Raw genomic sequence first — 24,882 nt, forward strand, 5'->3', positions numbered from 1 at the left:
TTTGTGAGGTCAGTAAAGCGTGTTGGCGAGCGTCTCTGCGGTGCGATCGAGATCGCGGACACCGCGTCGGGCGACGACTGCGTAAGCAACTTCGCCGATCTGGAAATAGGCCGAGGAAATTTCGCCCGAGGGGGCGACGGTCGGCTGGACCACGTCGAACGTTCCGGGCCTGATCGCGAACAGCGAGACCAGTCCCAGGTCCCTTGTTTCGACAGCCATCTCGACGCTCGGGCCGAACTGCGATGGATAGATCTGCACGTCACGGACTTTCCAGTCCTTCGGCAGCGACGGCATGACGATCGCCGTGGCGGCGCGGATTTCGTCCGCATCGTAATCCGGCGCTTCGGGCTGGGATGACATGTCCTCGCGCATGATCGTCGTCCTATGTGCCCGGATCGCCTCCTCCAGATAGACAGGCGGCTGGGTCGAGGCGACGACTTTCGTCACCGATATCGGCCCGACGATCCCGTTCGCAAACCAGCCCGCGGCCACCAACACTGCGACCGCCGAAGCCCGCTGCAACGTGCGTAAGGCCCGACCCCGGGCCAGTCCCCGCTCCAGCCGCCGTGCTGCGTCGGCCGTTGCCGGCCGCGCCATGCCCTTGGATCCGGCAAGCGCCACCCGCAGTTCGTCGCGCGTCCTGAGATCGGACATCACGCGAGCGGCCGCCTCCGGACGGGCGGAAAGAAACGCCTCGACCTCGATGCGGCGGGCAACGTCCAGCTGGTCGTCGACATAGGCGTCGAGGTCGGCATCGGTCACCGGGTCGCGCAGTTCGCTCATCATGGACATCACGGGCCTCCCACGATCTTGAGGTGGCTTTTCGCACGTGCCGGCAATTTGTCCTCCATCTCGCGGAGCGCCGCGCGCGCCCTGCCGATGCGCGACATCAGCGTTCCCAGCGGTACGCCGCTGGCCTCGGCCGCCTGGCTGTAGGTAAGTCCCTCGATGGCGACGAGATGCAGCGCCGAACGCTGCTCATCCGGTAATTTGAAAAAAGCTTCGCGCACCTGTGCCAGCCGGACGGAATGCTCCTGGGGAGCCTGCACGCTGGCGTCGATAAGATATCCGGCCTGCTCGACACGCGCCGCTTCGGACTTGCGGGACCGCAAACCGTCAATGAAAGCATTGTGAACGATCGACAGCAGCCATGGGCGCAGGTTCCCGCCGGAGCGGAAGGTGCCGCGCCGCTCATAGGCACGCACCAGCGCGTCATGCACCAGATCCTCTGCTTCTGCGCTGTCGCGCGTCAGCGAACGCGCGTAGCGCCTCAGAGAACCAAGCTGTCCTATGATATCGAAGCGTGGCATCGACCCTCTCATGTCCCGTTTACGGAGCATGGCAGGTTTTTAATCCCGCTCTTTGAGTTTTTTGCGATCCGGAAAGGTCTGGCATCAACGGTACAACGCCACCATCGCGCGTACGGCTTCTTTGTCCGCGAACGAGCAGCCCTCCCCTCAGCCGCCACAATTCGCCGCGCGGTTTTGGCCCCACCGGGGATTTCGATGTTTATACCTGAATTAATTTGTGACGCGGAAAACCGGGAAGTTGTCATCTTTCTCGGGCACTTGCCAGTTAAAGGCAGGAAACATTCACTGCCGAATCTTCGCTTCACCGACGGCCGTTTGGGCCTGCCTTGTTCAACGAATTACCGACCCAACATGACAAGCAATGTGCCAACCCAGCGGGATACCCGCATCGATGTCTTCCGCGCGCTAGCGCTACTGACGATCTTCATCAACCATGTGCCGGGGACGGTCTTCGAGTATTTCACGCACAAGAATTTCGGCTTTTCCGATTCGGCCGAAGCCTTCGTGCTGATTTCGGGGATTGCCGTTGGGCTCGCCTACGGACTGAAGTTCCGGCCGGGAAACCGGTTGCTCGTTACCCTGAAGGCCTGGCGGCGCGCCGGTGTCCTCTATTTCACCCACGTCATGACCACGGTGGCGACGCTGGCGATCTTCTCGGCGGCTGCACTGCATTTCTCGCGGCCCGATCTTTTAAAGCTGATCAACATTCAGATGATCATCGAGGACACGCCGGAAGCGCTGCTCGGCATCGCCGCGCTCGGTCATCAGATCGGCTATAACAACATTCTTTCCATGTATGCCGTCGTACTTCTGATGATGCCGCTTTTCCTGTGGATCGGCACTTTCAGCCTGCGCCTGATGCTTGCTGCGTCCGCTCTTCTCTGGCTCATCGTCGGCATTTTCCAGATCGCGCCTTCGAATTTTCCCGGCGACGGCTTCTGGTTCCTGAACCCGCTCTCCTGGCAGTTTCTGTTCGTTATCGGGATCGCCGGCATGCTGCACGTCAAGCGCGGCGGCGAAATCCGCTTCAACTGGATGATGGCGAGCGCGGCCCTCGGGTATCTGGTCGGCGCGCTGATTTGGGTGCGGCTGCCGCTGTGGGGCATCGAAACGGCCTCCGGCCTGCCTACCGTGCTGACCGGCTTCGACAAGACATTCCTTTCGCTGTCGCGGCTCATGCACATTCTGGCAATCGCCTATCTGATCGTGGCGATCCCGGCGCTTTCCAACCTGGCGAAGACCGGGCCCGGACACCCGTTCGCGGTTCTCGGCAAGCATTCGCTGCCGGTCTTCATCGCCGGAACGATCCTCGCCATGATCGCGCAGGTCATGAAGGTCGTCAGCCCGGGCGGGCTCCTCTACGACGCGATCCTGATCTCGACAGGCATCGCGCTGCAGTTCGGCTTTGCCTATTACCTCGAATGGCTGCCGCGGATCGGTTGGGGAGGCAAGAAGCAGCAACCTGTCGCCGCCTTACCGTCTGCTGCCCTCAAGCTGGCGTCATAGAACGGCGTCGACGAGCCGTGCCGTCAAGCTTTCGCCGCGTGCGAGCCTTTCCTCAAGGCATGCTATGGGTTTCTGCGTCCTGTCTCCTGGTTTGGGGGTTTTCAGCCTGGTGCAAATGAAACCGCTGGCGCAGCACAGCCGATTTGCGTATCACTCCGCCGCCAACGGAAACCGCGCCGATGTTCGAAGACCTCCAGCCTGCCCCAGCCGACAAGATCCTTGCCTTGATCGGCCTCTATCGCGCCGATCCCCGCCCCGGCAAGGTCGACCTCGGCGTCGGCGTCTACAAGGATCGCGATGGCAAGACGCCGGTGATGCGCGCCGTGCGCGAAGCCGAAAAGCGACTGCTGCAGAGCCGGGACACCAAGACCTATCTCGGCCTTGCGGGCGATACCGGCTTCAACACAGGGATGGCGGGGCTGGTCTTTGGCCCTGCGGCCGAGTTTTCGCGCATCCGCGCGGCGCAGGCACCCGGCGGCTCCGGCGCGCTGCGGCTGGTGGCCGAACTGCTCAAGAGGACGCGATCCGACGCGACGATCTGGCTGTCGGACCCGACATGGCCGAACCACATGCCGGTGATGCGCGCCGCCGGCTTGGAGATACGCGAACATCCCTACTTCGACGCTGCATCAGGTGCTGTTCGCTTCGCCGACATGATGAGCGCGCTGGCGACCGCCAAGAGCGGCGACGTGCTGCTGCTGCATGGTTGCTGCCACAACCCGACAGGCGCCAATCTGGACACCGCGCAGTGGGCCGAAATAGCCGACCTGGTTATCGAGCGCGGCCTGCTGCCTTTTGTCGACATTGCCTATCAAGGCTTTGGCGAGGGGCTGGACGCGGACGCCACCGGCTTGCGCCTGCTGGCTGAAAAAGTTCCGGAAATGGTGGTTGCCTCGAGCTGCTCCAAGAATTTCGCCGTGTATCGTGACCGCGTCGGCGCGGCCATGATCCTGGCTAAAGACAGCGCGCAGGCGGATGTCGCGATGAGCCAGATGCTGTCGGCGGCGCGCGCTATGTATTCGATGCCGCCGGACCACGGCGCGGCCGCGGTGCGCATCGTGCTTGAAGACGCCACACTGCGCGCCGACTGGGAAGCGGAGCTAGAGGAGATGCGCCTGCGCATGCTGCGGCTTCGGGTGCAGTTCGCCGAAGCGCTGCGGCGGCAGTCCAATTCCGATCGCTTCGATTTCGTCGCCAGCCATCGCGGCATGTTTTCCCGGCTTGGCCTGTCCGAAGTGCAGGTCGAGCGGCTGCGTGCCGAGCACGGTGTCTATATGGTCGGCGACAGCCGCATCAACGTCGCCGGCCTGCCGGAGGACGGCATGGACGCGCTCGCCAAGGCGATCGTCTCAGTGCTCGATTGAGCCGACCGTCGCTGGCAACTGTGGACAATGCGCCCTTGCCGGGTGACAGCATTGGCTGAGTGATCGCTGCACGATAGCGTCGACAGATGAAACCTTCGAAAGACATTTCCCGGCTGATCGAGATTATGGCGGCGCTGCGTGCGCCGGAAACCGGCTGCCCGTGGGATATCGAGCAGGATTTCTCGACCATCGCGCCCTACACGATCGAGGAAGCCTACGAGGTGGCGGACGCGATCGCGCGCGGCGACCTGGACGATCTGCGCGATGAGCTTGGCGACCTCCTGCTGCAGGTCGTCTACCATGCGCAGATGGCCGAGGAGGCCGGTGAATTCGCCTTTGGCGACGTGGTCCAGGCCATTACCACAAAAATGATCCGCCGCCATCCGCATGTCTTCGGCGATGAGAAGGCGCGCAGCGCCGGCATGGCCAAGGGCATGTGGGAGAAGATCAAGACCGAGGAAAAAGCGGAAAAGCGAAACGCCCGCCTCGCCCGCGGGCACGATCCTGAGGATCATGGCAATGGTTTTCTGGACAGCGTACCGGTCGCCCTGCCCGCTTTGACCCGGGCGCTCAAGCTGCAGGAGAAAGCGGCCCGCGTTGGCTTCGACTGGAGCGAGGCCACGCCGATCCTCGACAAGATCGAGGAAGAGATAGGCGAGTTGCGCCAGGCCCTTGCCAAGGGCGATACAGCTTCGATCAAGGACGAGTTCGGCGACATGCTGTTTGCCGTCGTCAATCTCGGGCGTCATCTCAAGGTTGATTCCGAAGCGGCGCTCAGCGGCACCAACGAGAAATTCCGGTCGCGGTTCAGCTATGTCGAGCAAGCGCTGGAAGCGTCCGGAAACACGCTGGAAAGGGCGACGCTCGACGAGATGGAGGCGCTTTGGCAGCAAGCCAAAAGCGCGAAGTAACAGAAATTATCCGTTGTTTTTACGATGCAATCTGGTTTCTATCTCTTCGTGTGCGCTTCGCGTCGCTTTGAGCGACACGGTTATACCGCCATCGTCATTGTCGGTGCGCGAGACGACGTCGCCATTGCGGTAGAGCCAGTCGACGAACCCAAGCTGGTCAGGCTTGAGCGTGACGGTCAGCGTTTCCAGTTCGCCTGAAACTCTTGTCTCCATAATCGCCTTCAGCACATCGATGCCCTCGCCGGTGGCGGCCGATATGGCAATCGGCGGCGCCTTGTTGCCGTCGATGCCGTCGGCGAGCAACCGCGCCCGGTTGCCTTCATCGAGCCGGTCGATCTTGTTCCACACTTCGATGACGCGCTTGCTGTCGCCGGCATCGACGCCGAGATCGGCGAGGATGCGCTCGACATCCTCGGCCTGGGCGGCCGTGTCGGGGTCCGAAATATCGCGCAGATGGATGACGAGATCGGCCTCGACCACCTCTTCCAGCGTTGCCCGGAAGGCCGCGATCAGATGCGTCGGCAGGTCCGAAATGAAACCGACGGTGTCCGAAAGGATGACCGGCGTGCCGTGCGGCAGTCGCACCCGACGCAGTGTCGGGTCGAGCGTGGCAAACAGCATGTCCTCGGCCAGCACCTCTGCTCCGGTCAGCCTGTTGAACAGCGTCGACTTGCCGGCGTTGGTATAGCCGACGATCGCCACAACCGGGAACGGCACCTTCTTGCGCTTGGCGCGGTGCAGATCGCGGGTCCGCCGCACTGTTTCCAGCTCGTGCTTCAGCTTGTTGATCTTGTCCTGCAGGACACGGCGGTCCGACTCGATCTGCGTTTCGCCAGGACCGCCAAGGAAACCGGCGCCGCCGCGCTGGCGCTCGAGGTGGGTCCAGCTTCGCACGAGCCGGCCCTTCTGATAGTTGAGGTGCGCAAGATCGACCTGGAGCGTACCTTCCTTGGTGCGCGCGCGCTCGCCGAAAATCTCCAGGATCAGCCCGGTGCGATCCAGCACCTTGGCGTTCAATTCTTTTTCCAGATTGCGTTGCTGCACCGGCGTCAACGGATGGTCGACAATAACCAGTTCGGCACGGCCCTCTTTGACGATCTCGGCGAACTCCGCGACCTTGCCGCTGCCGAGCAAGGTTGCAGGCCGCGGATCATTGACGGTCACCACCGCGGTATGGATCGGGTCGAGCTCAATGGCTTGGGCAAGACCAATCGCTTCGTCGTGGCGGGCCTCGGCGGAACGCATCAGGCGCGGACGATTGGTGTCTTCGTCGCCGCGCGGCTGGCGGGTAAGCACCGGCACGATGACCACGGCCCGGGTCGGGCCTTCGGCTTCCGTCCCCGGCTGATATGCTGGTTTTTCGCGAACGCTGCGGTCCGCGTCTTTCTTACGTGCCAATCAGGCGCCCTGGCTTTCCTCGCCATCGAACATCTGAACCGGCTGGCTCGGCATGATCGTGGAAATGGCGTGCTTGTAGACGAGTTGGGAATGGCCGTCTCGACGCAGCAGAACACAGAAATTGTCGAACGAAGTAACCACGCCGGTCAGCTTCACGCCGTTGATGAGAAAGATGGTGAGTGGGTTTTTGCTTTTGCGAACTGAATTCAGGAACAGGTCCTGAAGATTTTGCGATCGTTCCGCCATTGTTCTTGTCTTTCGCCGATCCCCTTCGGTTTGCACCTCAATGCGCCAAATTACCCGGCACGTGTCAAGCGCGCAAACACCATCTTGCCGTCAATAACGACAAGCAGAACGAGATATATTGATATTCACTCCACCTGTGCGGTTATCAGGCTGGACTTTTTTCCGCAACGTCAAAAAAGGCTTGCCGCAAGGAAAGTGTTATCGAGCCCGGATGGCCATTGGCGACGGGAGCGCCGTCGATCGCCACGATCGGCATCGCGATGGTGGTCGCGGAGCTGATGAAAACCTCGCGCGCAGCCTTGGCCTCGGCGACCGAAAAGCCGCGCTCCTCGATCTTGAGGCCGAGCTTGGCGGCCACTTCGAACAGCGTGGTGCGGGTGATGCCGCGCAGGATGCCGTGCTCGGCCGGACGCGTCACCAGCACACCATCCCTGGTGATGATCCAGGCGTTCGATGATCCACCTTCCTTGACGGTGCCGTCGGCATCGACGAACCAGGCTTCCTGGGCGCCGGCTTCCTTGGCCTTCTGCTTGGCGAGCACATTTGGCAGCAGGCCGACCGACTTGATATCGACCCGATCCCAACGATTCTCCGGCACGGTGATAACCTTGATTCCGCTTTCGGCTCTCTTCGCGGCAGCAGCGGGGTCGGCTTTCCTGGCGGTCACCACCAGCGACGGCTTCGTGCCCGCCGCCGGGAAAATAAAGTCACGACTGGCGACGCCACGCGTCACCTGAAGATAGACCAGGCCATCGGTGACATGGTTGCGGCGAACCACCTCACGCATAATAATCGGCAACACGCCCCGCGTGACCGGCCAGTCGATCGACAATTCGGTCAGCGAGCGGTTTAGCCGTCCGAGATGGCGAGGCATATCAACGATGAAGCCGCGCGCTACCTCGCAGACCTCGTAGACGCCATCGGCGAACTGATAACCACGGTCCTCGACATGCACGAAGGCATCGGCGTGAGCGACATAGCGCCCGTTCACATAGGCAATGCGCGGCATGAGGTCACCCTGGAGAAGTCAGCGCATGAGCCCGAAAATCGGAATCGATTTTCGGGGTCATGCGCAAAAATCAAATTGCTACAGCGTCCTTTGAGCGTCCCAAAAGACCCGCGGCGCTGCAGCGCTTTCTTATGCGATTCCGCCGGCGCCGTAACCGATAATTGCGTAGGCCATGATGGAAATCAGACGCCCAGCGACTTCAGCTTGCGGTGAAGCGCCGAGCGTTCCATGCCGATGAACTCGGCCGTTTTTGAGATGTTGCCGCCAAAACGATTGATCTGGGCGATCAGATAGTCCTTCTCGAATTGTTCGCGCGCTTCACGCAACGGCAGCGCCATGATGTGCTGATCGGATTGGTTTGGCGTGCGCGGCATGACATCGCCGATCTCGGCAGGCAGAAGATCGGCGGTGATCGGTGCATCGATATCGTCGCCGCGCGCCAGGATCATCAGTCGCTCGACGTTGTTGCGCAACTGGCGGACGTTGCCTGGCCAGTTGTGCGCCTGCAGCACCGCCAGCGCGTCGTCGCCGATGCGCCGCGGCCGGATACCGGCCTGGCGGGCGATCTGTTTCATGAAATTGTCGACAAGATAGGGGATGTCCTCCCGCCGCTCGGCCAATCCCGGCACCATGACCGGAACCACCGCCAGACGGTGATAGAGGTCCTCCCGGAAACGACCGTCGGCGATCATCGCCTCCAGGTTCTGCGAGGTCGACGAAATGATTCGGACATCGACCTTGACCCGTTTGGTGCCTCCTACCCGCTCGAACTGCTGTTCGACCAGCACGCGCAGAATCTTGTTTTGCGTTTCTCGCGGCATGTCGGCCACTTCGTCGATGTAGAGAATGCCCCGATGGGCTTCCTCAAGCGCGCCGACCTTGCGTTCGACACCGTTGGATTCGGTACCGAACAGCTCGACCTCCATGCGTTCGGGCGTGATGTTGGCAGCGCTCAGCGTGACAAATGGTGCGCTCTTGCGCGCCGACAGCGTGTGGATGGCGCGAGCCGCGAGTTCCTTGCCCGACCCGGACGGGCCGATGATCATGACGCGGCTGTTGGTCGGCGCAACGCGCTCGATGGTCTGGCGCAACTGGCTCATCGCCGACGACATGCCGATCAGGTCGAAGGTTTCGCCGCTGCGCAGCTTGAGATCAGAAACCTCGCGTCTGAGTTTCGAGGTTTCAATCGCACGTTCGGCGATGAGAATCAGCCTGTCGGCCTTGAACGGTTTCTCGATAAAGTCATAGGCGCCGCGGCGGATGGCCGAGACCGCCGTCTCGATGTTGCCGTGGCCCGAGATCATCACCACAGGCAAGCTCGGATGCATCGTCTTGATCTCGTCCAGCAACGCCAGTCCGTCCAGACGTGAGCCTTGCAGCCAGATATCAAGGAAAATCAGCCTCGGCGCCCGGTCGGCTACCGCCGCCAGGGCGCTGTCGGCATCGAATGCCGTGCGGGTTTCGTGACCTTCGTCGCTTAGGATACCGGCGACGAGTTCACGGATGTCTTCCTCGTCATCGACGATGAGAATGTCAGACGCCATTACCGACCTTTTCAGTTTCTCTTTCGTTTTCCGTCTTGCCTTCGCCGCGCGACGGCACGGTGGCGGCGAGCGGCAGAATGATGCTGATCATCGCGCCTCGCCCGTCGTGGAAATCCGCCGGCGCGTCATGCAGTTCGAGCCGGCCGCCATGGTCCTCCACTATCTTCTTGACGATAGCGAGGCCGAGCCCCGTGCCTTTCTCGCGTGTCGTCATGTAAGGCTCGAGCAATCGCTGGCGATTCTCGCGCGGCAAGCCCTTGCCGTTGTCGATGACATCGATGCGAATCGCACCATTCTGGCGCCCGGCTTGAATCCGGATTATGCCGTGCGAGCGGTCCTTTTGATCAAGTCCGTCAATTGCCTCGGCCGCGTTCTTGATAACATTGCCAAAAGCCTGCGCCATCAGGCGGCTGTCGAAAGTGCCTTTGAGCGGTTCGTTGCCGAACACGCGCTCGAAGGTGATATCGGATCGGCTCACTTCGACGAGGAACGAGGCTTCACGCAACGATTCGCGCAAATCGAGGGCCTTCATTTCGGGCTTGGGCATGCGTGCGAAAGCGGAGAACTCGTCGACCATCCGGCCGATGTCCTCTACTTGCCTGATGATCGTATCGGTGCACTGATCGAAAACCTCGCGGTCTTCGGTGATGACCTTGCCGTAGCGGCGCTTGATGCGCTCGGCGGAAAGCTGGATCGGTGTCAGCGGGTTCTTGATCTCGTGGGCGATGCGCCGCGCCACATCCGCCCAGGCCGAGGAACGCTGCGCCTGGACCAGATCGGTGATGTCATCGACCGTTACGACATAGGATTTCTCCTCCGAACCGTCGTCGCCGGCCTCGACCGTGATCTGCACGTTGAAGGTCCGCTCCGTACCGGCGCGATAGAAGGTCACCTGCTCGCGGTGGACAGGCTTGCCCGACGTGCGGCCGATCTCGAAGACGCGGCCGACATGCGGCAGCACGGCGGAGAGGTTTTGCCCGAGTGCGGCGGTAGCAGATATGGCCAGCATCGTTTCAGCCGACCGGTTGACGATGGTGACGATGCCATATGGATCGACGCCGATGACGCCGGCTGTGACACCGGCAAGCACGGCTTCCGAAAAACGCCGCCGCTCGTCGATCAAATCCTTGGCGGACAGTATCTCGTTACGCTGCGATTTCAGTTCCAGCAGCATCTTGTTGAAGGTGTCGCCGAGCGAGGCGACGTCGCCGTCGGAGGGCCGAACCGGCACGGCAACGTCGAGATTGCCGGTCGCGACCTCGTCGGCCGCGCCGATGAGCTGGCGGATCGGCCGCACCAGGCGGTCTGCCACGGCGATTCCGGTCCAGATGGCGGACAGAATGATGATCAGCGTTAGCGACAGGTAGGGAAGTGCGAACGCCACCTGCGAAGTGCGGCGATTGTCTTCCAGGCCGCGATATTCGTCGGTGTTGGATCTGACAATCTGCCGCGCCTTGATCACCTCGGGATCGACGAGCCGAATGGTGTAGAGATAGAGCCCTTCGATCTCGCGCAGTTTGACGATGGCGCCCATGATGTTGCGCGTCTTCGGCTCGATCAGCACCGGCCTGCCGTCGGCGGCACTGCTCATGGCGCCTTCCGGCGGCTCCGGCATGGCAAAATCGGCGTCGGTCTTGGCGCTCATGACGAACGAACCGTCGGGCCTGACCAGTGCGGCATGGGCCAGCGAGCGTCCGACGGCTTCCTTGTTCATGAGATCGAGGAAGCCGGTTCGATCGAGGCCGTAGAGCGTACGGGAGGCGTCGAGATCGTAAGCCATCGACAGGGTCGTTCCCTGGAGATTGCGCGCGTTCTCCTGCACATAGGCATCGGCGATCGACAGCGAAGAATTGACGATCGTCTTGGTACGGATCTCGAACCAGCGATCAAGGCCGATATCGAGCGTGATCGAGGCGATGATCGCCACCATGATGGCGGGAATCGCGGCGACCAGCGCGAACATTGCCACGATCCGCACATGCAGCCGCGACGCCGCCTTGCCGCGCCGGCGCGCCATCACGATACGATGCACTTCGCGGCCGACCAGCGCGATCAGGAACAGGATGAACGCCGCATTGAGGGCGATAAGCGCCAGCGTCGTCCTCTCGTCCGGCGTGATCGGCGTGGCGCCGACGAGGATGGCGAAGGAGATCGCCGCCGTAACCAGCGCACCGGCAATTGCCACCACGCCCGGCAGCGCAAGCAGCCGGCGCCCGTCCCGTGTGCCAGGTTCGCTGAAAAGCGTTTCGCTCGGTTTCGGTGCCTGTGGAGCCATGTCGCCGTCTAGAGCCAGTGATTGCGTCGGATGTATGCAACGCATTGTGGCGATTATGCAACAAGTGTGACCTGGACGGAAATGTTTCGGCGATCGATCCCCGGAAAAGCTTCGCTCTGACGCACGGCCCGAAAACGGAACCGATTTTTCGGAAAGCACGATGCGCAAGCCCAAAGTGTTAGAGAGAACTTTGTACGTCCGAACGGACGCACGTCGCTCTAAGCCTGCCTGGTGGATTTGTAGACGTTGACGCCGAGTTCGCGAATTTTCTTGCGCAGCGTGTTGCGGTTGAGGCCCAGGAGTTCCGCAGCCTTGATCTGGTTGCCGCGGGTTGCCGTCATCGACGCGAGCACCAGCGGATATTCGACCTCGGAGAGAATGCGCTGATAGAGGCCGGCGGGCGGCAAATCGCCTGCAAAGGAAGCAAAATAGCGCTGCAGGAAATGTTCCACCGCCTGGCCGATGGAGAGATCGTCGGGGATGAGGTTGCCGCCACCGGGAACGACCGGCCTCTCGCCGGTCTTCAGTTCCGCCTCGATGATTTCGGCGGAAATCTCATCCTGCGAATAGAGTGCGGCAAGCCTGCGGACAAGATTTTCGAGCTCGCGCACGTTGCCTGGCCACGGATAGCGTTTCATCAGCTCGATGCCGCCGGTGGAAATGCGCTTTGTCTGCAGGCCTTCGCTGACGCCGAGCTTGAAGAAGTGCCGGACGAGATCCGGAACGTCCTCAGACCGCTCGCGCAGCGCCGGCAGCCTTAGCGGCACGACATTCAGGCGATAGAACAGATCCTCGCGGAAAAGCCCCTGATTGATTAGCGTGCGCAGATCCTTGTTGGTGGCGGCGACGATGCGGACGTCGGTTTTGATCGGCGTACGTCCGCCGACAGTGGTGTACTCGCCCTGCTGCAGGACACGCAGCAGGCGCGTCTGCGCTTCCATCGGCATGTCGCCGATCTCATCGAGGAAGAGCGTGCCGCCTTCGGCCTGCTCGAAACGGCCGGTGGAGCGGTTCTGCGCACCGGTGAAGGCGCCTTTCTCATGCCCGAACAGTTCCGATTCGATCAGGTCGCGCGGGATCGCCGCCATGTTGATCGCGACGAAGGGGCCGCCGCGCCGGCGGCCATATTCGTGCAGCGCGCGCGCCACCAGTTCCTTGCCGGTGCCTGATTCGCCTGAAATCATCACCGTTAGGTCGGTCTGCATCATACGCGCCAGCATGCGGTAGATGTCCTGCATGGCGGCCGAGCGGCCGACCAGCGGCATCGTTTCCGGCGGCTCGTCGGCCCGTGCATCGATCTTCGGTCGTCGGGGCTCGGAAAGCGCCCGGTTGACGATGTTGAGAAGCTCGGTCAGGTCGAACGGTTTCGGCAGATATTCGTAGGCGCCGGTTTCGGAGGCACGAATCGCGGTCATGAACGTGTTCTGGGCGCTCATGACGATGACGGGCAGTTCCGGTCGCGCCTTCTTGATGCGCGGCAGCATGTCGAAAGCGTTCTCGTCCGGCATGACCACGTCGGTGATGACGAGATCGCCCTCGCCGGCCGCCACCCAGCGCCATAGCGTCGAGGCGTTGGACGTCACGCGCACCTCGTGGCCGACGCGCGAAAGCGCCTGATTGAGGACCGTGCGGATCGCCGCATCGTCGTCGGCGACGAGAATATTGCCGCGAACCATCATTTGCGGTCTCCTTCGCCATCATCGTCTGTGCCGAACGGCGTTTCTTTCCAGGCTGGCATCAGGATGCGGAAGGTGGTTGCGCGCGGCGTCGAATCGCATTCGATGATGCCGCCATGCTCGCCGACGATTTTCGCGACCAGCGCCAGACCAAGCCCCGACCCGTTCGGCTTGGTGGTGATGAAGGGATCGAACAGGATCGGCAGGATATCTTCGGAAACGCCAGAACCGTTGTCGCGCACGCAGAATTCCAGCGGCAGCGACACGCGGCCCTGCGTTCCGGGAACGGAAACACGGATGCCCGGCCGGAATGCGGTCGACAGAGTGATCTCGCCTTGCGGATCGCCGCCAATGGCCTCGGCCGCATTCTTGACCAGGTTGAGGAACACTTGGATGAGCTGGTCGCGGTTGGCGAAAACCGGAGGCAATGATGGATCATAATCCTCCAATATCTTGATCCGCTTGGCAAAACCGTTCTTGGCAATCGCCTTCACATGGTCGAGCACGACATGGATGTTGACCGGATAGCGATCGATGGGCCGCTCGTCGGAAAACACCTCCATGCGATCGACCAGCGAGACGATGCGGTCGGTCTCGTCGGTGATCAGCCGGGTCAGCGCGCGATCCTCGTCGGAAGCCGACAGTTCGAGCAGCTGGGCAGCACCCCGGATGCCGGATAGCGGGTTCTTGATCTCGTGGGCGAGCATCGCGGCAAGGCCGGTTACCGAGCGTGCCGCACCGCGGTGCGTCATCTGCCGGTCGATCTTGTCGGCCATCGATCGCTCCTGGAACATCACCACGACGGAGCCCGGGAATTCCGACACCGGCGCGACATAGAGATCGACGACCTTCTCGATGCCGAGGCGCGGCGACGATACGTCGACCCGGTATTCGTTGACGGGTGCCCGGCGCTCGCGCACCTGGTCGACAAGCGTCAGCAGCGGACTGCCGAAGGGAATGAGCTTGGGTAGTGTATTGCGGGCGAGCATGGTCGCGCTCGAGCGGAAGAAATCCTCGGCATCGGCATTGGCGAAGGTGATGAACCCGTCCGCATCGACCATGATCACTGGGCGGCGGATGGTGTTGAGCACAATGTGGGCGGCGTCCGCCATATCCAGGCTCTGTGGAACGGTGGCGTTCATGCTGCGCTCCGCAGGTTCATCGCCTCGGCAGCGCGTGAAAACACCTCGCGCAACGCGGCAACGACGCGGACGGGCTCGAAGGAGGTGAGGATCGCCTTTCGCTGCTCATCAACGACGCCAACAGCGTGGCGGTCGAGATACCAGCCAAGATGCTTGCGCGCCTGGCGCACGCCGCTTTCGATGCCGTAGAGCGTTAGCATGTCCTCGTAGTGGGCAACGATGTAGTCGGCCAGCGCTTGCGGACTTTCGGGCACGCCGGGCGCCGCATCTTTTGCCGCGGCTGCCGCGATGCTGCCTGCCGTCCAGGGCGCGCCATAATGCGCGCGGCCGATCATCACCGCGTCGGCGCCCGACTGGTCGAGGATCATTGCCGCCTCCGCCGGCGATCCGACATCGCCATTGGCAACGACCGGGATCGACACGGCCTGTTTTGTTCGTGCGATGGCGCGCCAGTCGGCCTTGCCCTGGTAGAACTGGCAGCGCGTGCGGCCATGCACCGTCACCATCTGGACGCCCGCCTGCTCGGCGCGGCGCGCCAGCAGCGGCGCGTTGAGCGCGCTTTCGTCCCAGCCGAGCCGCATTTTGACCGTGACCGGCACCTCGACGGCGCCGACCACCGCCTCAATCAACGACAAAGCGTGATCGAGATCGCGCATCAGCGCCGAACCGGCATAGCCGCCCGTCACCTTCTTGGCCGGGCAGCCCATGTTGATGTCGATGATGTCGGCGCCCTCGCCCGCGGCGATTCGAGCGCCCTCGGCCATATGCGCCGCCTCATGGCCGGCAAGCTGGACCATGTGCAAAGGCAGCCCGGAATGGCGGATGCGAAGGCCACAACCGGCCCTGCCCCTGGCAAGCTCGCCGCTCGCCACCATCTCCGACACAACCAATCCGGCGCCATGCCCATAGGCGCGGTGCCGGAACGGCTCATCGGTTATGCCCGACATCGGCGCAAGAAAAGCGCGATTGCGGATTCTCACACTACCCACGTCCAGCGGCGAAGCCAATTTGGTGAGGTCAAACATGCACAAAAACCAAGCATCTTTAGTTGCTGCACAATCTCTAGCCAGAATGGCAGCAATGTGCAACGCGCAATGACGTCACATTAAGGCGCATTTGGGAAAAATGCTGGCCTTCGGCCCATACCCGCGGCCTAAGCGGCGTACGTCTTTAGGAAAGGACCCTTTGCACTTTGCATCTGCGCATGATCTCTTCCGAAAAGCGATTCCACTTTTCGGGATCATGCGCTAAGCGTCTCGGCATGACAGATGCAAGCGAAATGCCAGCTTTGGCTACGGACTCTAGGGTTGCCGTGGTTATCGTCGCCGCCGGCCGCGGCGCGCGCGCCGGTCAGGCCGACGGCCCGAAGCAATACCAGAGGATCGGTGGCCATGCCGTTATCGCGCGCACATTGGATATGTTTTTGGCGCATCCGAGAATCGGTCCTGTCGTCGTCGCCATCCACGCCGACGACAGCGCGCTTTTTCGCAGCGCCGCCGGAGCCAACGCCGATCGAGTCATCACGGTGACCGGTGGCGCGTCCAGGCAGGACTCCGTCCGGCTCGGGCTGCTTGCGCTGAGAGGCCATGCACCGAGCCAGGTTCTGGTCCATGATGCCGTTCGCCCGTTCGTCGACGCCGAATTGATAGACCGTACGATCGCCGCTATCGGCGAGCGCCAGGGAGCGCTGCCTGCCTTACCCGTCGCCGACACGCTGAAACGTGAGTCGGCCGCCGGCATGATCGGCGAGACGGTTTCCAGGAACGGGCTTCATGCCGCCCAGACGCCGCAAGGCTTCCCGTTCTGGCCGATCCTGGCCGCCCACGAAAAGGCCCATCGCTTGGGCAAGGCGGACTTCACCGACGATGCCGCGATTGCCGAATGGGCGCATATTCCGGTGAAAATCGTTCCGGGCTCGCCGGACAATGTCAAGCTCACCTGGGCAAGAGATATTTCGATGGCGGATCAGCGGCTTTCCGGCGAGCGGCTGCGTTTTCCGGACATCCGCACCGGCAATGGCTACGACGTCCATGCCTTCCAGCCCGGTGACCATGTCGTCCTGTGCGGCGTCTCCATCCCGCACGACAAGAAACTGGCCGGCCATTCGGACGCCGATGTCGGCCTGCACGCGTTGACCGACGCGCTGCTCGCCACCTGCGGCGCCGGCGACATCGGCACGCATTTCCCGCCGTCGGATCCGCAGTGGAAAGGCGTGGCCTCGCGGATCTTCGTCGAACATGCGGCAAGACTGGTGCGTGCGCGCGGCGGGCGCATCGCCAATGCCGACATCACGCTGATCTGCGAGGCGCCCCGGGTCGGCCCACATCGCGAAGCAATGACCGAAACCCTTTCGGAAATGCTGGCAATTTCCCGGGACCGTATCTCTATCAAGGCAACAACCAACGAAAAGCTCGGCTTTGTCGGACGCGAGGAAGGCATAGCGGCTATCGCGACCGCCAGCGTCGTGTTTCCGGGGGATGTCCCCGAATGAGCAACAGCGATCTCGCAGATGCCCTGCTTCAGGCCTGCCGACAGCGTGGCATCATGCTAGCGACGGCCGAAAGCTGCACAGGCGGCATGATCATCGCCGCCCTTACCGACATCGCCGGCTCTTCCACGGTGGTCGACCGGGGTTTCATCACCTATTCCAACCAGGCCAAGACTGAGATGCTCGGCGTTTCCGCCGCCACGCTTGAGACGCACGGCGCGGTCTCGCGGGAAACCGCAGTCGAGATGGCGGCCGGCGCGTTGGCCCATTCGCGCGCCGGACTCACCCTTGCCGTTACCGGCATTGCCGGTCCGGGCGGCGGCTCGGCGGAAAAGCCCGTCGGCCTGGTCTGGTTCGGTATCGCCTTGACTGGCCGGCCGGTCGTCAGCGAATGTCAGTTGTTCGCCGACAAAGGCCGCAATTTCATCCGCCGGGAGACGGTCAGGCATGCGCTTGAACTGGGGTTGCGCGCACTCGCTGCGGATCAGGCTGCCGGCGTTGCGCCATAGATGACGTCGGCGCGCTTCTCGAACGCCTCGGAAAACATGCGGAAGGCGCGATCGAACATCGCTCCCATCACCGCACCCAGAATACGGCTCTTGAATTCGTAGTCGATGAAGAAGCAGACATTGCAACCGCCGTCGGCCGGCTCGAAACGCCAGGCGTTGCTCAGATATTTGAATGGACCGTCGATGTATTTGACGTCGATGGCGTTCTCGCCAGGTTTTAACAGCACTTGCGTGGTGAAAGTCTCGCGGATCGCCTTGTAGCCGATGCTCATGTCGGCGACGAGCAGGGTGCGTCCGTCGCGTTCCTTGCGCGAGCGAACCGTCAGCGCCTCGCAAAGCGGCAGGAATTGCGGATAGGATTCGACATCAGCGACCAGAGCGAACATCTGTTCCGGCGTATGCGCAACGCGGCGGTGGGCTTCGAATTGTGGCATGAAACCAGAGTGTTAGGCGGACTTCCTGAGAAACGCTTCCCGTGCCGCGTGCAGCTTGGCGAAATCGTCGCCGGCGTGATGCGACGAACGCGTTAGCGGGCTCGATGCCACCAGCAGGAAGCCCTTGGTCTTGCCGATCGTCTCGAAGGACTTGAATTCCTCCGGCGTGACGAAACGGATCACAGGGTGGTGTTTCTTCGACGGCTGCAGATACTGGCCGATGGTCATGAAGTCGACATTGGCCGAACGCAGATCATCCATCAACTGCAGTATCTCGTTCCGCTCCTCGCCGAGGCCAACCATGATGCCGGATTTGGTAAAGATCGACGGGTCGAGTTCCTTGACCCGCTGCAGGAGCCTAATCGAATGAAAATAGCGGGCGCCGGGCCGGACCGTCAGATAGTTCGACGGTACGGTCTCCAGATTGTGGTTGAACACGTCCGGCTTCGCCGCCACCACGATCTCCAGCGCACCTTCCTTGCGCAGGAAGTCGGGCGTCAGGATTTCGATCGTCGTCGAAGGCGTTGCCGCCCTGATGGCGCGGATGACCTCGGCAAAGTGCTGAGCTCCGCCATCGGCGAGATCGTCGCGGTCGACTGAGGTGATGACGACATGGCTCAGACCCATTTGCTTGACCGCATGGGCGATGCGCGCCGGTTCATCGGGATCGAGCGCTGTCGGAATGCCGGTGGCGACGTTGCAGAAGGCACAGGCGCGCGTGCAGATCTCACCCATGATCATGAAGGTGGCGTGCTTCTTTTCCCAGCACTCACCGATATTGGGGCAACCGGCCTCTTCGCACACCGTCACCAGTCTGTGCGACTTCACGATTTCGCGCGTCTCGGCATAGCCTTTTGACATCGGCGCCTTGACGCGGATCCAGTCGGGCTTGCGCAGCACATCCTGGTCAGGCTTGTGCGCCTTTTCAGGATGCCTCAGGCGCGGCGCATTGGCGATCGTGTCGAGGACGGTGACCATCAGAAATCCAGTTCATTCGCGATCGCCTTCCGGCGGTCGCTTTCACAAGTCATCTAGGACTTTTCGCTGCAAAGAAAAAGGCCGCGGCGGCGCATGCCGCCACAGCCGTTTTCGCATGGCAAGAGTTCAGCAGCTAACGGCGCACCATGCGCCCTACCCAGATCAGCAGGCAGGCGCCGATGAAACCGGTGATCAGATAAGCGATCCAGCCAGCCCCGAAGGCGCCGATGTTGAGCGCCTGCAGGATGGCATTCAGCACGATCGCGCCGACGATGCCAAGAATGATGTTCATCAAGATGCCCATGTTGCTTTTCATGAACATCTCGGCAAGCCACCCTGCCAAACCGCCGATGATGATGGCTGCGATCCAGCCCACGCCATTCACGTCCATATGCCCTCTCCTTGTGTGATGAATGCATCCGGAAACGAATTACCTTGCCGTTGAGTTCCTTGGCTTTCACGTGTCGAGTCTCACGCGGTCAATTTATCACGCGTTCAGCGCGCGGCCATAGGCGTCGAGGACGCTTTCCTTCATCATCTCCGATAGCGTCGGATGCGGGAAGATGGTGTGCATAAGTTCTTCCTCGGTGGTCTCCAGGTTCATCGCCACAACAAAGCCCTGGATCAGCTCGGTCACTTCGGCGCCGACCATATGCGCGCCGAGCAACTGGCCGGTCTTCTTGTCGAAGATGGTCTTGACGAAACCCTGGTCTTCGCCGAGCGCAATGGCTTTGCCGTTGGCGGCGAACTGAAAGCGGCCGACGCGGATGTCCTTGCCCTCGGCCTTCGCTTTCGCTTCGGTCAAGCCGACGGAGGCAACCTGCGGGTTGCAATAGGTGCAGCCCGGAATCTTCAGCTTGTCAGTGGCATGCACGCCGGGGAAATTGGCGATCTTCTCCACGCACACCACGCCTTCATGTTCGGCCTTGTGGGCGAGCATAGGCGGGCCGGCAACGTCGCCGATGGCATAGATTCCGGGCACATTGGTGTTGCCGTAGCCGTCAACGACGACGCAGCCGCGTTCGGTCTTCACGCCGAGCGCTTCGAGGCCGAGATTCTCGATATTGCCCTGCACACCGACGGCCGAGATCATCCGGTCGGCGGTGATCTTCTCAACCTTGCCGTCCTTCATCTCGACATGCGCGGTGACCGAGTTCGCACCCTTCTCGACCTTGGTCACCTTGGCCTCGAGGATGATCTTCATGCCTTGCTTCTCGAACTGCTTTTGCGCGAATCTCGAGACCTCGGCGTCCTCGACCGGCATTACCGCCGGCAACAACTCGACCACAGTCACCTCCGCGCCCATGGTGCGGTAGAATGAGGCGAACTCGATGCCGATTGCGCCCGAACCCATCACCAGCAGCGATTTAGGCATCTCCTTCGGGACCATCGCTTCGAAATAGGTCCAGATCAGCTTGCCGTCGGGCTCGATGCCAGGCAGCGCCCGCGGCCTAGCGCCGGTCGCCAGGATTATGTGCTTGGCGGTATAAGTGCCCTCACCCTTGACGCCCTTAGGCGCCGGCGGCTGCGGCTCCATCGGCTTCTTCGACGAGTTCGACACGACGATCTCGCCCGGTTTATCGCCGGAAGCCGCCTTGGAGAGCTTGGCTTCGCCCCAGATGACGTCGACCTTATTCTTCTTCATCAGGAAGGCGACGCCGCCGTTGAGCCGCAGCGAGACCTTTCGCGAGCGGTCGACCACGGCGGCGGTATCGACGCTGACCTTGCCGTCGATCTTCAAGCCGTAGTCCTTCAGATGATCGGAATAGTGCATGATCTCGGCCGAACGCAGCAGCGCCTTGGTCGGGATGCAGCCCCAGTTGAGGCAGATGCCGCCGAGATGCTCACGCTCGACGATCGCCGTCTTGAAGCCGAGTTGGGCGGAACGCACCGCCGTGACGTAGCCGCCGGGGCCGGAGCCGATGATGATGACGTCGTAGTTCTCAGCCATTTTGTGGTCCTTATTGAAGCGAGGCTTCCCCGAAAGAAGGCTTCGGGATCGAAATTGGCTCGTACCTCAGTATTGGAGGCGCGAAAGCTGGCTCGTGCATCAGTATCGAAAGGGAGTCGGATACCCAGAGCCCCAGAAATGCGTAACCTGCAAGAAGCCGACTTCGACGGCCTTGCCAATGCACAGCCAACCAGAGGCCATGATCAGACTTGCATCGACTATCATGTCGCTAACATCACGCGCACCAGCGGTGCCAGCGCCTCGCCAATGTTGCGCGTGTTTTCTGCATCAAGATGGACGCCGTCGAGCGGCGTGGTCGTTGCCACCGTGCCGGCATCGAAAAAGCCGCAGCCGGCCTCGTCGGCAAGGGCGGAATATTGCGGCGCCAGTCGCTTCGAAGCTTCGTCGCCGCCGGCGAACATTTCCTTGAACTCAGCGTTGTCGGTACGGCTGACCGCGGGCGGCGCGACGAGCAGGATCTGCGGCGCCGGCCAGTCGAACGGGTAGTCGTGGCCGCGCACGATATCGATCAGGCGCTGGATGCCTTGCTTGGCCGCCACCGGATTGCCGTGGATCCACGGCTTCATGTCGTTGGAGCCGAGCATGATGACGATCAGGTCGAGCGGCGCATGTGTCATCAGCACCGTCGGCAGCACTCTAGCGCCGTTACGGTCGGCGCCGGCCAGATGGTCGTCGAAAGCCGTTGTGCGGCCGTTCAAGCCTTCGGCAATGACCTGGATATCGCCTCCCAACGTCGCCTGCAGCACACTCGGCCAGCGGTCCTTGAGCGGGTGGCGATCCAGACTTGCCGCATCATAGCCCCAGGTCAGCGAGTCGCCGTAGCAAAGGACTGTTTTCATGCGTTTGCCCCCTCCTGCTGAAATCTGCCCGCGCGCGCCTCACCCGCCAGCGCACCAACAGCCATTGCACATGATCGTTGCGACGCCGGAAGGGCTGAAGGCAACAAGGCTGGTGAAGAATTTCCGCACCGCCTTCTTCCTTCTAGACCAGCATGCCCATCGGATTTTCGATCATGCGCTTGAAGGCGACGAGCAGTTCGGCGCCGAGCGCGCCGTCGACGGCGCGGTGATCGGTCGACAGCGTCACCGACATGATGGTCGCTATTCTGATCTCACCGTTCTTGACCACCGCGCGCTCTTCGCCGGCGCCGACCGCCAGGATCGTCGCATGCGGCGGGTTGATGACGGCGGCAAAGTCCTTGATGCCGAACATGCCGAGATTGGACACCGCCGTGGTGCCGCCCTGGTATTCCTCCGGTTTCAGCTTGCGGCTGCGGGCGCGGCTGGCGAGATCCTTCATCTCGTTGGAGATGACCGACAGCGTCTTTTCATCGGCGCGCCGGATGATCGGCGTGATCAGCCCGCCAGGGATCGACACGGCGACACCGACATCGGCATGCTTGTGCTTGACCATTGCGCTCTCGGTCCATGACGCATTGGCATCCGGCACCGCCATCAGCGCCATTGCCATCGCTTTGATGACCATGTCGTTGACCGACAGCTTGTAGGTCGGCGCCTCCCCCTTGTCGGTCTTCTTCATCGGGGCGGCCGCGTTGATCTGCGTGCGCAGCGCCAGAAGCGTGTCGAGCTCGCAGTCGAGCGTCAGGTAGAAATGCGGGATGGTGGTCGTGGCCTCGACCAGCCGGCGCGCAATGGTCTTGCGCATATTGTCATGCGGGACAAGCTCGTAGGAGCCTTCGGCAAACAGTTTTAGCACCTGGTCGTCCGACATTGGCTTTAGCGCGACAGCCGGAGCCGGAGCGCCGGCAGGTGCGGCTTTCGCGGCTGGTGCCGCCTTGGCGCCGCCACCGGAAATCGCTGCATCGACATCGGCCTTGACCACGCGGCCATGCGGACCGGAGCCGCTCACCGCGGAGACATCGACACCGGCTTCCCGGGCGATGCGACGGGCAAGCGGCGAGGCGAAGACACGTTCGCCGCTAGCATGACCATTGGCAATCGGAGCCGCCTGGGGCTCCGGTGCGGCCGCAGGTTTCGGCGCTTCCGGCTTTGGGGTTTCCGCCTTTGGTGCTTCAGTTTTGGGGGCTTCTGTTTTTGGTGCCTCGGCTTTTGCCGGAGCGGCAGCGCCGTCACCGCTTTTGGCGGCAGCCGCCGCATCCTCGCCCTCGGCCGCGAGCACGGCGATCAGCGCATTGACCTTGACGCCTTCGGTGCCGGCCGGAACCACCAGCTTGGCCACCGTGCCCTCATCGACGGCTTCGACTTCCATCGTCGCCTTGTCGGTCTCGATCTCGGCGATCACATCGCCCGGCGAAACCTTGTCGCCCTCCTTGACCAGCCACTTGGCAAGATTGCCTTCTTCCATCGTGGGCGACAGGGCCGGCATGGTGATGTTGATCGGCATTTTTCCTCCTCAGTTCCGCCCGGTTAGCGAACGGTGCTGGATATTGAACTGCTCCGACATTCTGCCTCGATAGCCTTCTTCCAATGCCTGAAGCGTCTCGATTTCAGGGATGCCATCTTGTTCCAGTCTCATCCTGGCTATGTGCATGCCGACATCAGCGAGCACCATGCCCCAGTTGTGAGCGTTTGGTCCAAAGAGGTCTTGCATCGTGACGACCGCGTCCGAACCAATCCAGACGCGGAGTATTTCATCGAATTCGCTATTCTCGACGACCACCGCGGGAACTTCTAGTTCGCGCGACATCTCATTAACCCCGGTACGTCACGGCTTTCACCGCCTCGATGACTTCCGCGACATTGGGCAATGCCAGCTTTTCGAGGTTTGCCGCGTAGGGCATCGGCACGTCCTTGCCGGCAATGGTGATGACCGGCGCATCGAGGAAATCGAAGGCGCGCTGCGACACCTGGCTGGCGATATGGTCGCCGACCGAGCTCTGCGGGAATCCTTCCTCCACCACCACCAGCCGATTGGTCTTCTTGACCGAGGCGATGATGGTGTCGAAATCGAGGGGGCGGATGGTCCTGAGGTCGATGATCTCGGCATCGATGCCCATGCCGCGCAATTCGGCCTCGGCCTTCACCGTGTAGGTCATGCCGATGCCGAAAGAGACGATGGTGACATCCTTGCCCGGTTTGTGGATGCGCGCCTTGCCGATCGGCAGCACGAAATCGTCCATCTTCGGCACGTCGAAGGACTGGCCGTAAAGGATCTCGTTCTCGAGGAAGATGACCGGGTTCGCGTCGCGGATCGCGGCCTTCAGCAACCCCTTGGCGTCGGCGGCGGTGTAGGGCATCACCACTTTCAGCCCGGGAATGTGGCTGTACCAGGCGGCATAGCACTGCGAATGCTGGGCGGCGACACGGGCGGCCGCGCCGTTCGGCCCGCGAAAGACGATAGGCGCGCCCATCTGGCCGCCGGACATATAGAGCGTCTTGGCGGCGGAGTTGATGATCTGGTCGATCGCCTGCATGGCGAAGTTGAAGGTCATGAACTCGACGATCGGTTTCAGGCCGGCCATCGCCGCGCCGACGCCGACGCCGGCAAAACCGTGCTCGGTGATCGGCGTGTCGACGACGCGCCTCGGCCCGAATTCCTGCAGCAGCCCTTGCGTGATCTTGTAAGCGCCCTGGTACTCGGCGACCTCCTCGCCCATCACGAAGACGTCGCCGTCTCGACGCATCTCCTCGGCCATCGCGTCACGCAACGCCTCGCGCACAGTAGTCGAGACCATTGCTGTGCCGGCCGGGATGTCAGGATCGGCGGCGGCCTTCATGGCGGGGGCAGCGGGAACGGACGCCTTCGGCGCCTCGCCGGCATCCTGCGGCGCGGACTTCGAGCCTTCCTCGGCTGCGTCGGTGCGCTGCCCGCCGTCTGAAATCGCATCCTGGGTGGAAGCCGGTGCAGCCTTGGCATCCTTGCCGATATCGGCGGCGCTCTCGCCGTCCTGCAGCAGCACCGCTATCGGCGTGTTGACCTTCACGCCTTCGGTGCCCTCGGCGACCAGGATCTTGCCGAGCGTGCCTTCGTCGACCGCTTCGACTTCCATCGTCGCCTTGTCGGTTTCGATCTCGGCAATGACGTCACCGGCGGCGACCTTGTCGCCCTCGTTCTTCAACCATTTGGAAACATTGCCCTCTTCCATGGTCGGCGAGAGTGCGGGCATGAGAATTTCGATCGGCATGTCCTTGCCCTCTCG

23 protein-coding genes are annotated in these 24,882 nt (G+C 62.1%); 5 read left to right on the top strand and 18 right to left on the bottom strand.

Features of this window, described 5'->3' with window-relative positions; genetic code table 11:
• Nucleotides 1-9: 9 nt before the first annotated feature.
• Together A9K68_RS19180 and A9K68_RS19185 are read right to left on the bottom strand one after the other, a co-directional pair.
• Complete coding sequence (locus tag A9K68_RS19180; protein ID WP_065008790.1) at nt 10-783, bottom strand: anti-sigma factor; 774 nt, start codon at nt 781-783, stop codon at nt 10-12.
• A gap of 8 nt (nt 784-791) precedes the next feature.
• Complete coding sequence (locus A9K68_RS19185; protein WP_246811192.1) at nt 792-1,310, bottom strand: sigma-70 family RNA polymerase sigma factor; 519 nt, start codon at nt 1,308-1,310, stop codon at nt 792-794.
• Nucleotides 1,311-1,661: 351 nt separating this feature from the next.
• On the opposite strand from A9K68_RS19185, the gene opgC reads away from it, so the two are divergent.
• From opgC to mazG, 3 genes are all read left to right on the top strand, one after another.
• Nucleotides 1,662-2,816 carry an OpgC domain-containing protein gene (opgC, locus tag A9K68_RS19190; protein ID WP_065008751.1) on the top strand — a complete coding sequence of 385 codons (1,155 nt, stop codon included), beginning with the start codon at nt 1,662-1,664 and terminating at the stop codon, nt 2,814-2,816.
• A 179-nt stretch (nt 2,817-2,995) separates the two neighbouring features.
• A complete protein-coding gene (locus A9K68_RS19195; RefSeq protein ID WP_065008750.1) occupies nt 2,996-4,180 on the top strand; it encodes an amino acid aminotransferase in 1,185 nt (394 codons plus the stop codon).
• 86 nt (nt 4,181-4,266) lie between these two features.
• Nucleotides 4,267-5,091 (top strand): nucleoside triphosphate pyrophosphohydrolase, encoded by an 825-nt coding sequence (gene mazG, locus A9K68_RS19200; protein ID WP_065008749.1) that lies wholly within the window; start codon nt 4,267-4,269, stop codon nt 5,089-5,091.
• 6 nt (nt 5,092-5,097) lie between these two features.
• Here mazG and hflX read toward each other — a convergent pair whose 3' ends face one another.
• The 8 genes from hflX to dusB all read right to left on the bottom strand — a co-directional run bounded on the left by hflX (nt 5,098) and on the right by dusB (nt 15,406).
• Nucleotides 5,098-6,489, bottom strand: a complete 1,392-nt coding sequence (gene hflX / locus A9K68_RS19205) for a GTPase HflX (protein WP_065008748.1) — start codon at nt 6,487-6,489, stop codon at nt 5,098-5,100.
• The gene (gene hfq / locus A9K68_RS19210; protein ID WP_006202172.1) at nt 6,490-6,735 is read right to left on the bottom strand and encodes an RNA chaperone Hfq; all 246 of its coding nucleotides are present in this window, start codon (nt 6,733-6,735) and stop codon (nt 6,490-6,492) included. It abuts the gene before it with no gap.
• Nucleotides 6,736-6,880: 145 nt separating this feature from the next.
• Entirely contained in the window at nt 6,881-7,744 is an 864-nt protein-coding gene (locus tag A9K68_RS19215) for a D-amino-acid transaminase (protein WP_065008747.1), read from the bottom strand.
• A 182-nt stretch (nt 7,745-7,926) separates the two neighbouring features.
• Nucleotides 7,927-9,288, bottom strand: coding sequence for a sigma-54 dependent transcriptional regulator (locus tag A9K68_RS19220; RefSeq protein ID WP_065008746.1), 1,362 nt, complete (start codon nt 9,286-9,288; stop codon nt 7,927-7,929).
• Nucleotides 9,278-11,563 (bottom strand): PAS domain-containing sensor histidine kinase, encoded by a 2,286-nt coding sequence (locus A9K68_RS19225; protein ID WP_065008789.1) that lies wholly within the window; start codon nt 11,561-11,563, stop codon nt 9,278-9,280. Before A9K68_RS19225 ends, A9K68_RS19220 begins: the two co-directional genes overlap by 11 nt.
• 218 nt (nt 11,564-11,781) lie before the next feature.
• The gene (ntrC, locus tag A9K68_RS19230) at nt 11,782-13,242 is read right to left on the bottom strand and encodes a nitrogen regulation protein NR(I) (RefSeq protein WP_065008745.1); all 1,461 of its coding nucleotides are present in this window, start codon (nt 13,240-13,242) and stop codon (nt 11,782-11,784) included.
• Nucleotides 13,239-14,381, bottom strand: coding sequence for a nitrogen regulation protein NR(II) (locus tag A9K68_RS19235; RefSeq protein ID WP_065008744.1), 1,143 nt, complete (start codon nt 14,379-14,381; stop codon nt 13,239-13,241). Before A9K68_RS19235 ends, ntrC begins: the two co-directional genes overlap by 4 nt.
• Nucleotides 14,378-15,406, bottom strand: a complete 1,029-nt coding sequence (gene dusB / locus A9K68_RS19240) for a tRNA dihydrouridine synthase DusB (protein WP_065008743.1) — start codon at nt 15,404-15,406, stop codon at nt 14,378-14,380. The genes A9K68_RS19235 and dusB overlap by 4 nt, the downstream gene beginning before the upstream one ends.
• 236 nt (nt 15,407-15,642) lie before the next feature.
• On the opposite strand from dusB, the gene A9K68_RS19245 reads away from it, so the two are divergent.
• Nucleotides 15,643-16,872 (top strand): bifunctional 2-C-methyl-D-erythritol 4-phosphate cytidylyltransferase/2-C-methyl-D-erythritol 2,4-cyclodiphosphate synthase, encoded by a 1,230-nt coding sequence (locus tag A9K68_RS19245; protein ID WP_065008742.1) that lies wholly within the window; start codon nt 15,643-15,645, stop codon nt 16,870-16,872.
• A complete protein-coding gene (locus A9K68_RS19250) occupies nt 16,869-17,378 on the top strand; it encodes a CinA family protein (protein ID WP_065008741.1) in 510 nt (169 codons plus the stop codon). Before A9K68_RS19245 ends, A9K68_RS19250 begins: the two co-directional genes overlap by 4 nt.
• Here A9K68_RS19250 and A9K68_RS19255 read toward each other — a convergent pair.
• The 8 genes from A9K68_RS19255 to A9K68_RS19290 form a co-directional block, all read right to left on the bottom strand.
• Entirely contained in the window at nt 17,354-17,812 is a 459-nt protein-coding gene (locus A9K68_RS19255; protein ID WP_065008740.1) for a type II toxin-antitoxin system RatA family toxin, read from the bottom strand. The genes A9K68_RS19250 and A9K68_RS19255 overlap by 25 nt on opposite strands.
• A gap of 12 nt (nt 17,813-17,824) precedes the next feature.
• Nucleotides 17,825-18,790 carry a lipoyl synthase gene (lipA, locus tag A9K68_RS19260; protein WP_065008739.1) on the bottom strand — a complete coding sequence of 322 codons (966 nt, stop codon included), beginning with the start codon at nt 18,788-18,790 and terminating at the stop codon, nt 17,825-17,827.
• A gap of 133 nt (nt 18,791-18,923) precedes the next feature.
• Nucleotides 18,924-19,181, bottom strand: coding sequence for a GlsB/YeaQ/YmgE family stress response membrane protein (locus A9K68_RS19265; protein ID WP_029352334.1), 258 nt, complete (start codon nt 19,179-19,181; stop codon nt 18,924-18,926).
• A gap of 96 nt (nt 19,182-19,277) precedes the next feature.
• Entirely contained in the window at nt 19,278-20,741 is a 1,464-nt protein-coding gene (lpdA, locus tag A9K68_RS19270; protein ID WP_065008738.1) for a dihydrolipoyl dehydrogenase, read from the bottom strand.
• Nucleotides 20,742-20,962: 221 nt separating this feature from the next.
• Nucleotides 20,963-21,601, bottom strand: coding sequence for an SGNH/GDSL hydrolase family protein (locus tag A9K68_RS19275; protein ID WP_065008737.1), 639 nt, complete (start codon nt 21,599-21,601; stop codon nt 20,963-20,965).
• 142 nt (nt 21,602-21,743) lie between these two features.
• Nucleotides 21,744-23,126, bottom strand: coding sequence for a pyruvate dehydrogenase complex dihydrolipoamide acetyltransferase (locus A9K68_RS19280; protein ID WP_065008736.1), 1,383 nt, complete (start codon nt 23,124-23,126; stop codon nt 21,744-21,746).
• A gap of 9 nt (nt 23,127-23,135) precedes the next feature.
• Nucleotides 23,136-23,429, bottom strand: a complete 294-nt coding sequence (locus A9K68_RS19285; RefSeq protein ID WP_036262673.1) for a DUF5076 domain-containing protein — start codon at nt 23,427-23,429, stop codon at nt 23,136-23,138.
• 4 nt (nt 23,430-23,433) lie between these two features.
• Nucleotides 23,434-24,867: a pyruvate dehydrogenase complex E1 component subunit beta gene (locus A9K68_RS19290; protein WP_065008734.1), complete on the bottom strand. Its 1,434-nt coding sequence runs from the start codon at nt 24,865-24,867 to the stop codon at nt 23,434-23,436.
• Nucleotides 24,868-24,882: the final 15 nt, after the last annotated feature.

This window comes from Mesorhizobium sp. AA22, from assembly GCF_001672375.2.
GTDB lineage: Bacteria > Pseudomonadota > Alphaproteobacteria > Rhizobiales > Rhizobiaceae > Mesorhizobium > Mesorhizobium wenxiniae.

What these genes read in the sequence shown, in the direction of transcription:
- A9K68_RS19180 (WP_065008790.1), bottom strand. Translation starts at nt 783, where the DNA reads ATGAGCGAACTGCGCGACCCGGTGACCGATGCCGACCTCGACGCCTAT.
- A9K68_RS19185 (WP_246811192.1), bottom strand. Translation starts at nt 1,310, where the DNA reads ATGCCACGCTTCGATATCATAGGACAGCTTGGTTCTCTGAGGCGCTAC.
- opgC (WP_065008751.1), top strand. Translation starts at nt 1,662, where the DNA reads ATGACAAGCAATGTGCCAACCCAGCGGGATACCCGCATCGATGTCTTC.
- A9K68_RS19195 (WP_065008750.1), top strand. Translation starts at nt 2,996, where the DNA reads ATGTTCGAAGACCTCCAGCCTGCCCCAGCCGACAAGATCCTTGCCTTG.
- mazG (WP_065008749.1), top strand. Translation starts at nt 4,267, where the DNA reads ATGAAACCTTCGAAAGACATTTCCCGGCTGATCGAGATTATGGCGGCG.
- hfq (WP_006202172.1), bottom strand. Translation starts at nt 6,735, where the DNA reads ATGGCGGAACGATCGCAAAATCTTCAGGACCTGTTCCTGAATTCAGTT.
- A9K68_RS19215 (WP_065008747.1), bottom strand. Translation starts at nt 7,744, where the DNA reads ATGCCGCGCATTGCCTATGTGAACGGGCGCTATGTCGCTCACGCCGAT.
- A9K68_RS19220 (WP_065008746.1), bottom strand. Translation starts at nt 9,288, where the DNA reads ATGGCGTCTGACATTCTCATCGTCGATGACGAGGAAGACATCCGTGAA.
- A9K68_RS19225 (WP_065008789.1), bottom strand. Translation starts at nt 11,563, where the DNA reads ATGGCTCCACAGGCACCGAAACCGAGCGAAACGCTTTTCAGCGAACCT.
- ntrC (WP_065008745.1), bottom strand. Translation starts at nt 13,242, where the DNA reads ATGATGGTTCGCGGCAATATTCTCGTCGCCGACGACGATGCGGCGATC.
- A9K68_RS19235 (WP_065008744.1), bottom strand. Translation starts at nt 14,381, where the DNA reads ATGAACGCCACCGTTCCACAGAGCCTGGATATGGCGGACGCCGCCCAC.
- dusB (WP_065008743.1), bottom strand. Translation starts at nt 15,406, where the DNA reads ATGTTTGACCTCACCAAATTGGCTTCGCCGCTGGACGTGGGTAGTGTG.
- A9K68_RS19245 (WP_065008742.1), top strand. Translation starts at nt 15,643, where the DNA reads ATGACAGATGCAAGCGAAATGCCAGCTTTGGCTACGGACTCTAGGGTT.
- A9K68_RS19250 (WP_065008741.1), top strand. Translation starts at nt 16,869, where the DNA reads ATGAGCAACAGCGATCTCGCAGATGCCCTGCTTCAGGCCTGCCGACAG.
- A9K68_RS19255 (WP_065008740.1), bottom strand. Translation starts at nt 17,812, where the DNA reads ATGCCACAATTCGAAGCCCACCGCCGCGTTGCGCATACGCCGGAACAG.
- lipA (WP_065008739.1), bottom strand. Translation starts at nt 18,790, where the DNA reads ATGGTCACCGTCCTCGACACGATCGCCAATGCGCCGCGCCTGAGGCAT.
- A9K68_RS19265 (WP_029352334.1), bottom strand. Translation starts at nt 19,181, where the DNA reads ATGGACGTGAATGGCGTGGGCTGGATCGCAGCCATCATCATCGGCGGT.
- lpdA (WP_065008738.1), bottom strand. Translation starts at nt 20,741, where the DNA reads ATGGCTGAGAACTACGACGTCATCATCATCGGCTCCGGCCCCGGCGGC.
- A9K68_RS19275 (WP_065008737.1), bottom strand. Translation starts at nt 21,601, where the DNA reads ATGAAAACAGTCCTTTGCTACGGCGACTCGCTGACCTGGGGCTATGAT.
- A9K68_RS19280 (WP_065008736.1), bottom strand. Translation starts at nt 23,126, where the DNA reads ATGCCGATCAACATCACCATGCCGGCCCTGTCGCCCACGATGGAAGAA.
- A9K68_RS19285 (WP_036262673.1), bottom strand. Translation starts at nt 23,429, where the DNA reads ATGTCGCGCGAACTAGAAGTTCCCGCGGTGGTCGTCGAGAATAGCGAA.
- A9K68_RS19290 (WP_065008734.1), bottom strand. Translation starts at nt 24,867, where the DNA reads ATGCCGATCGAAATTCTCATGCCCGCACTCTCGCCGACCATGGAAGAG.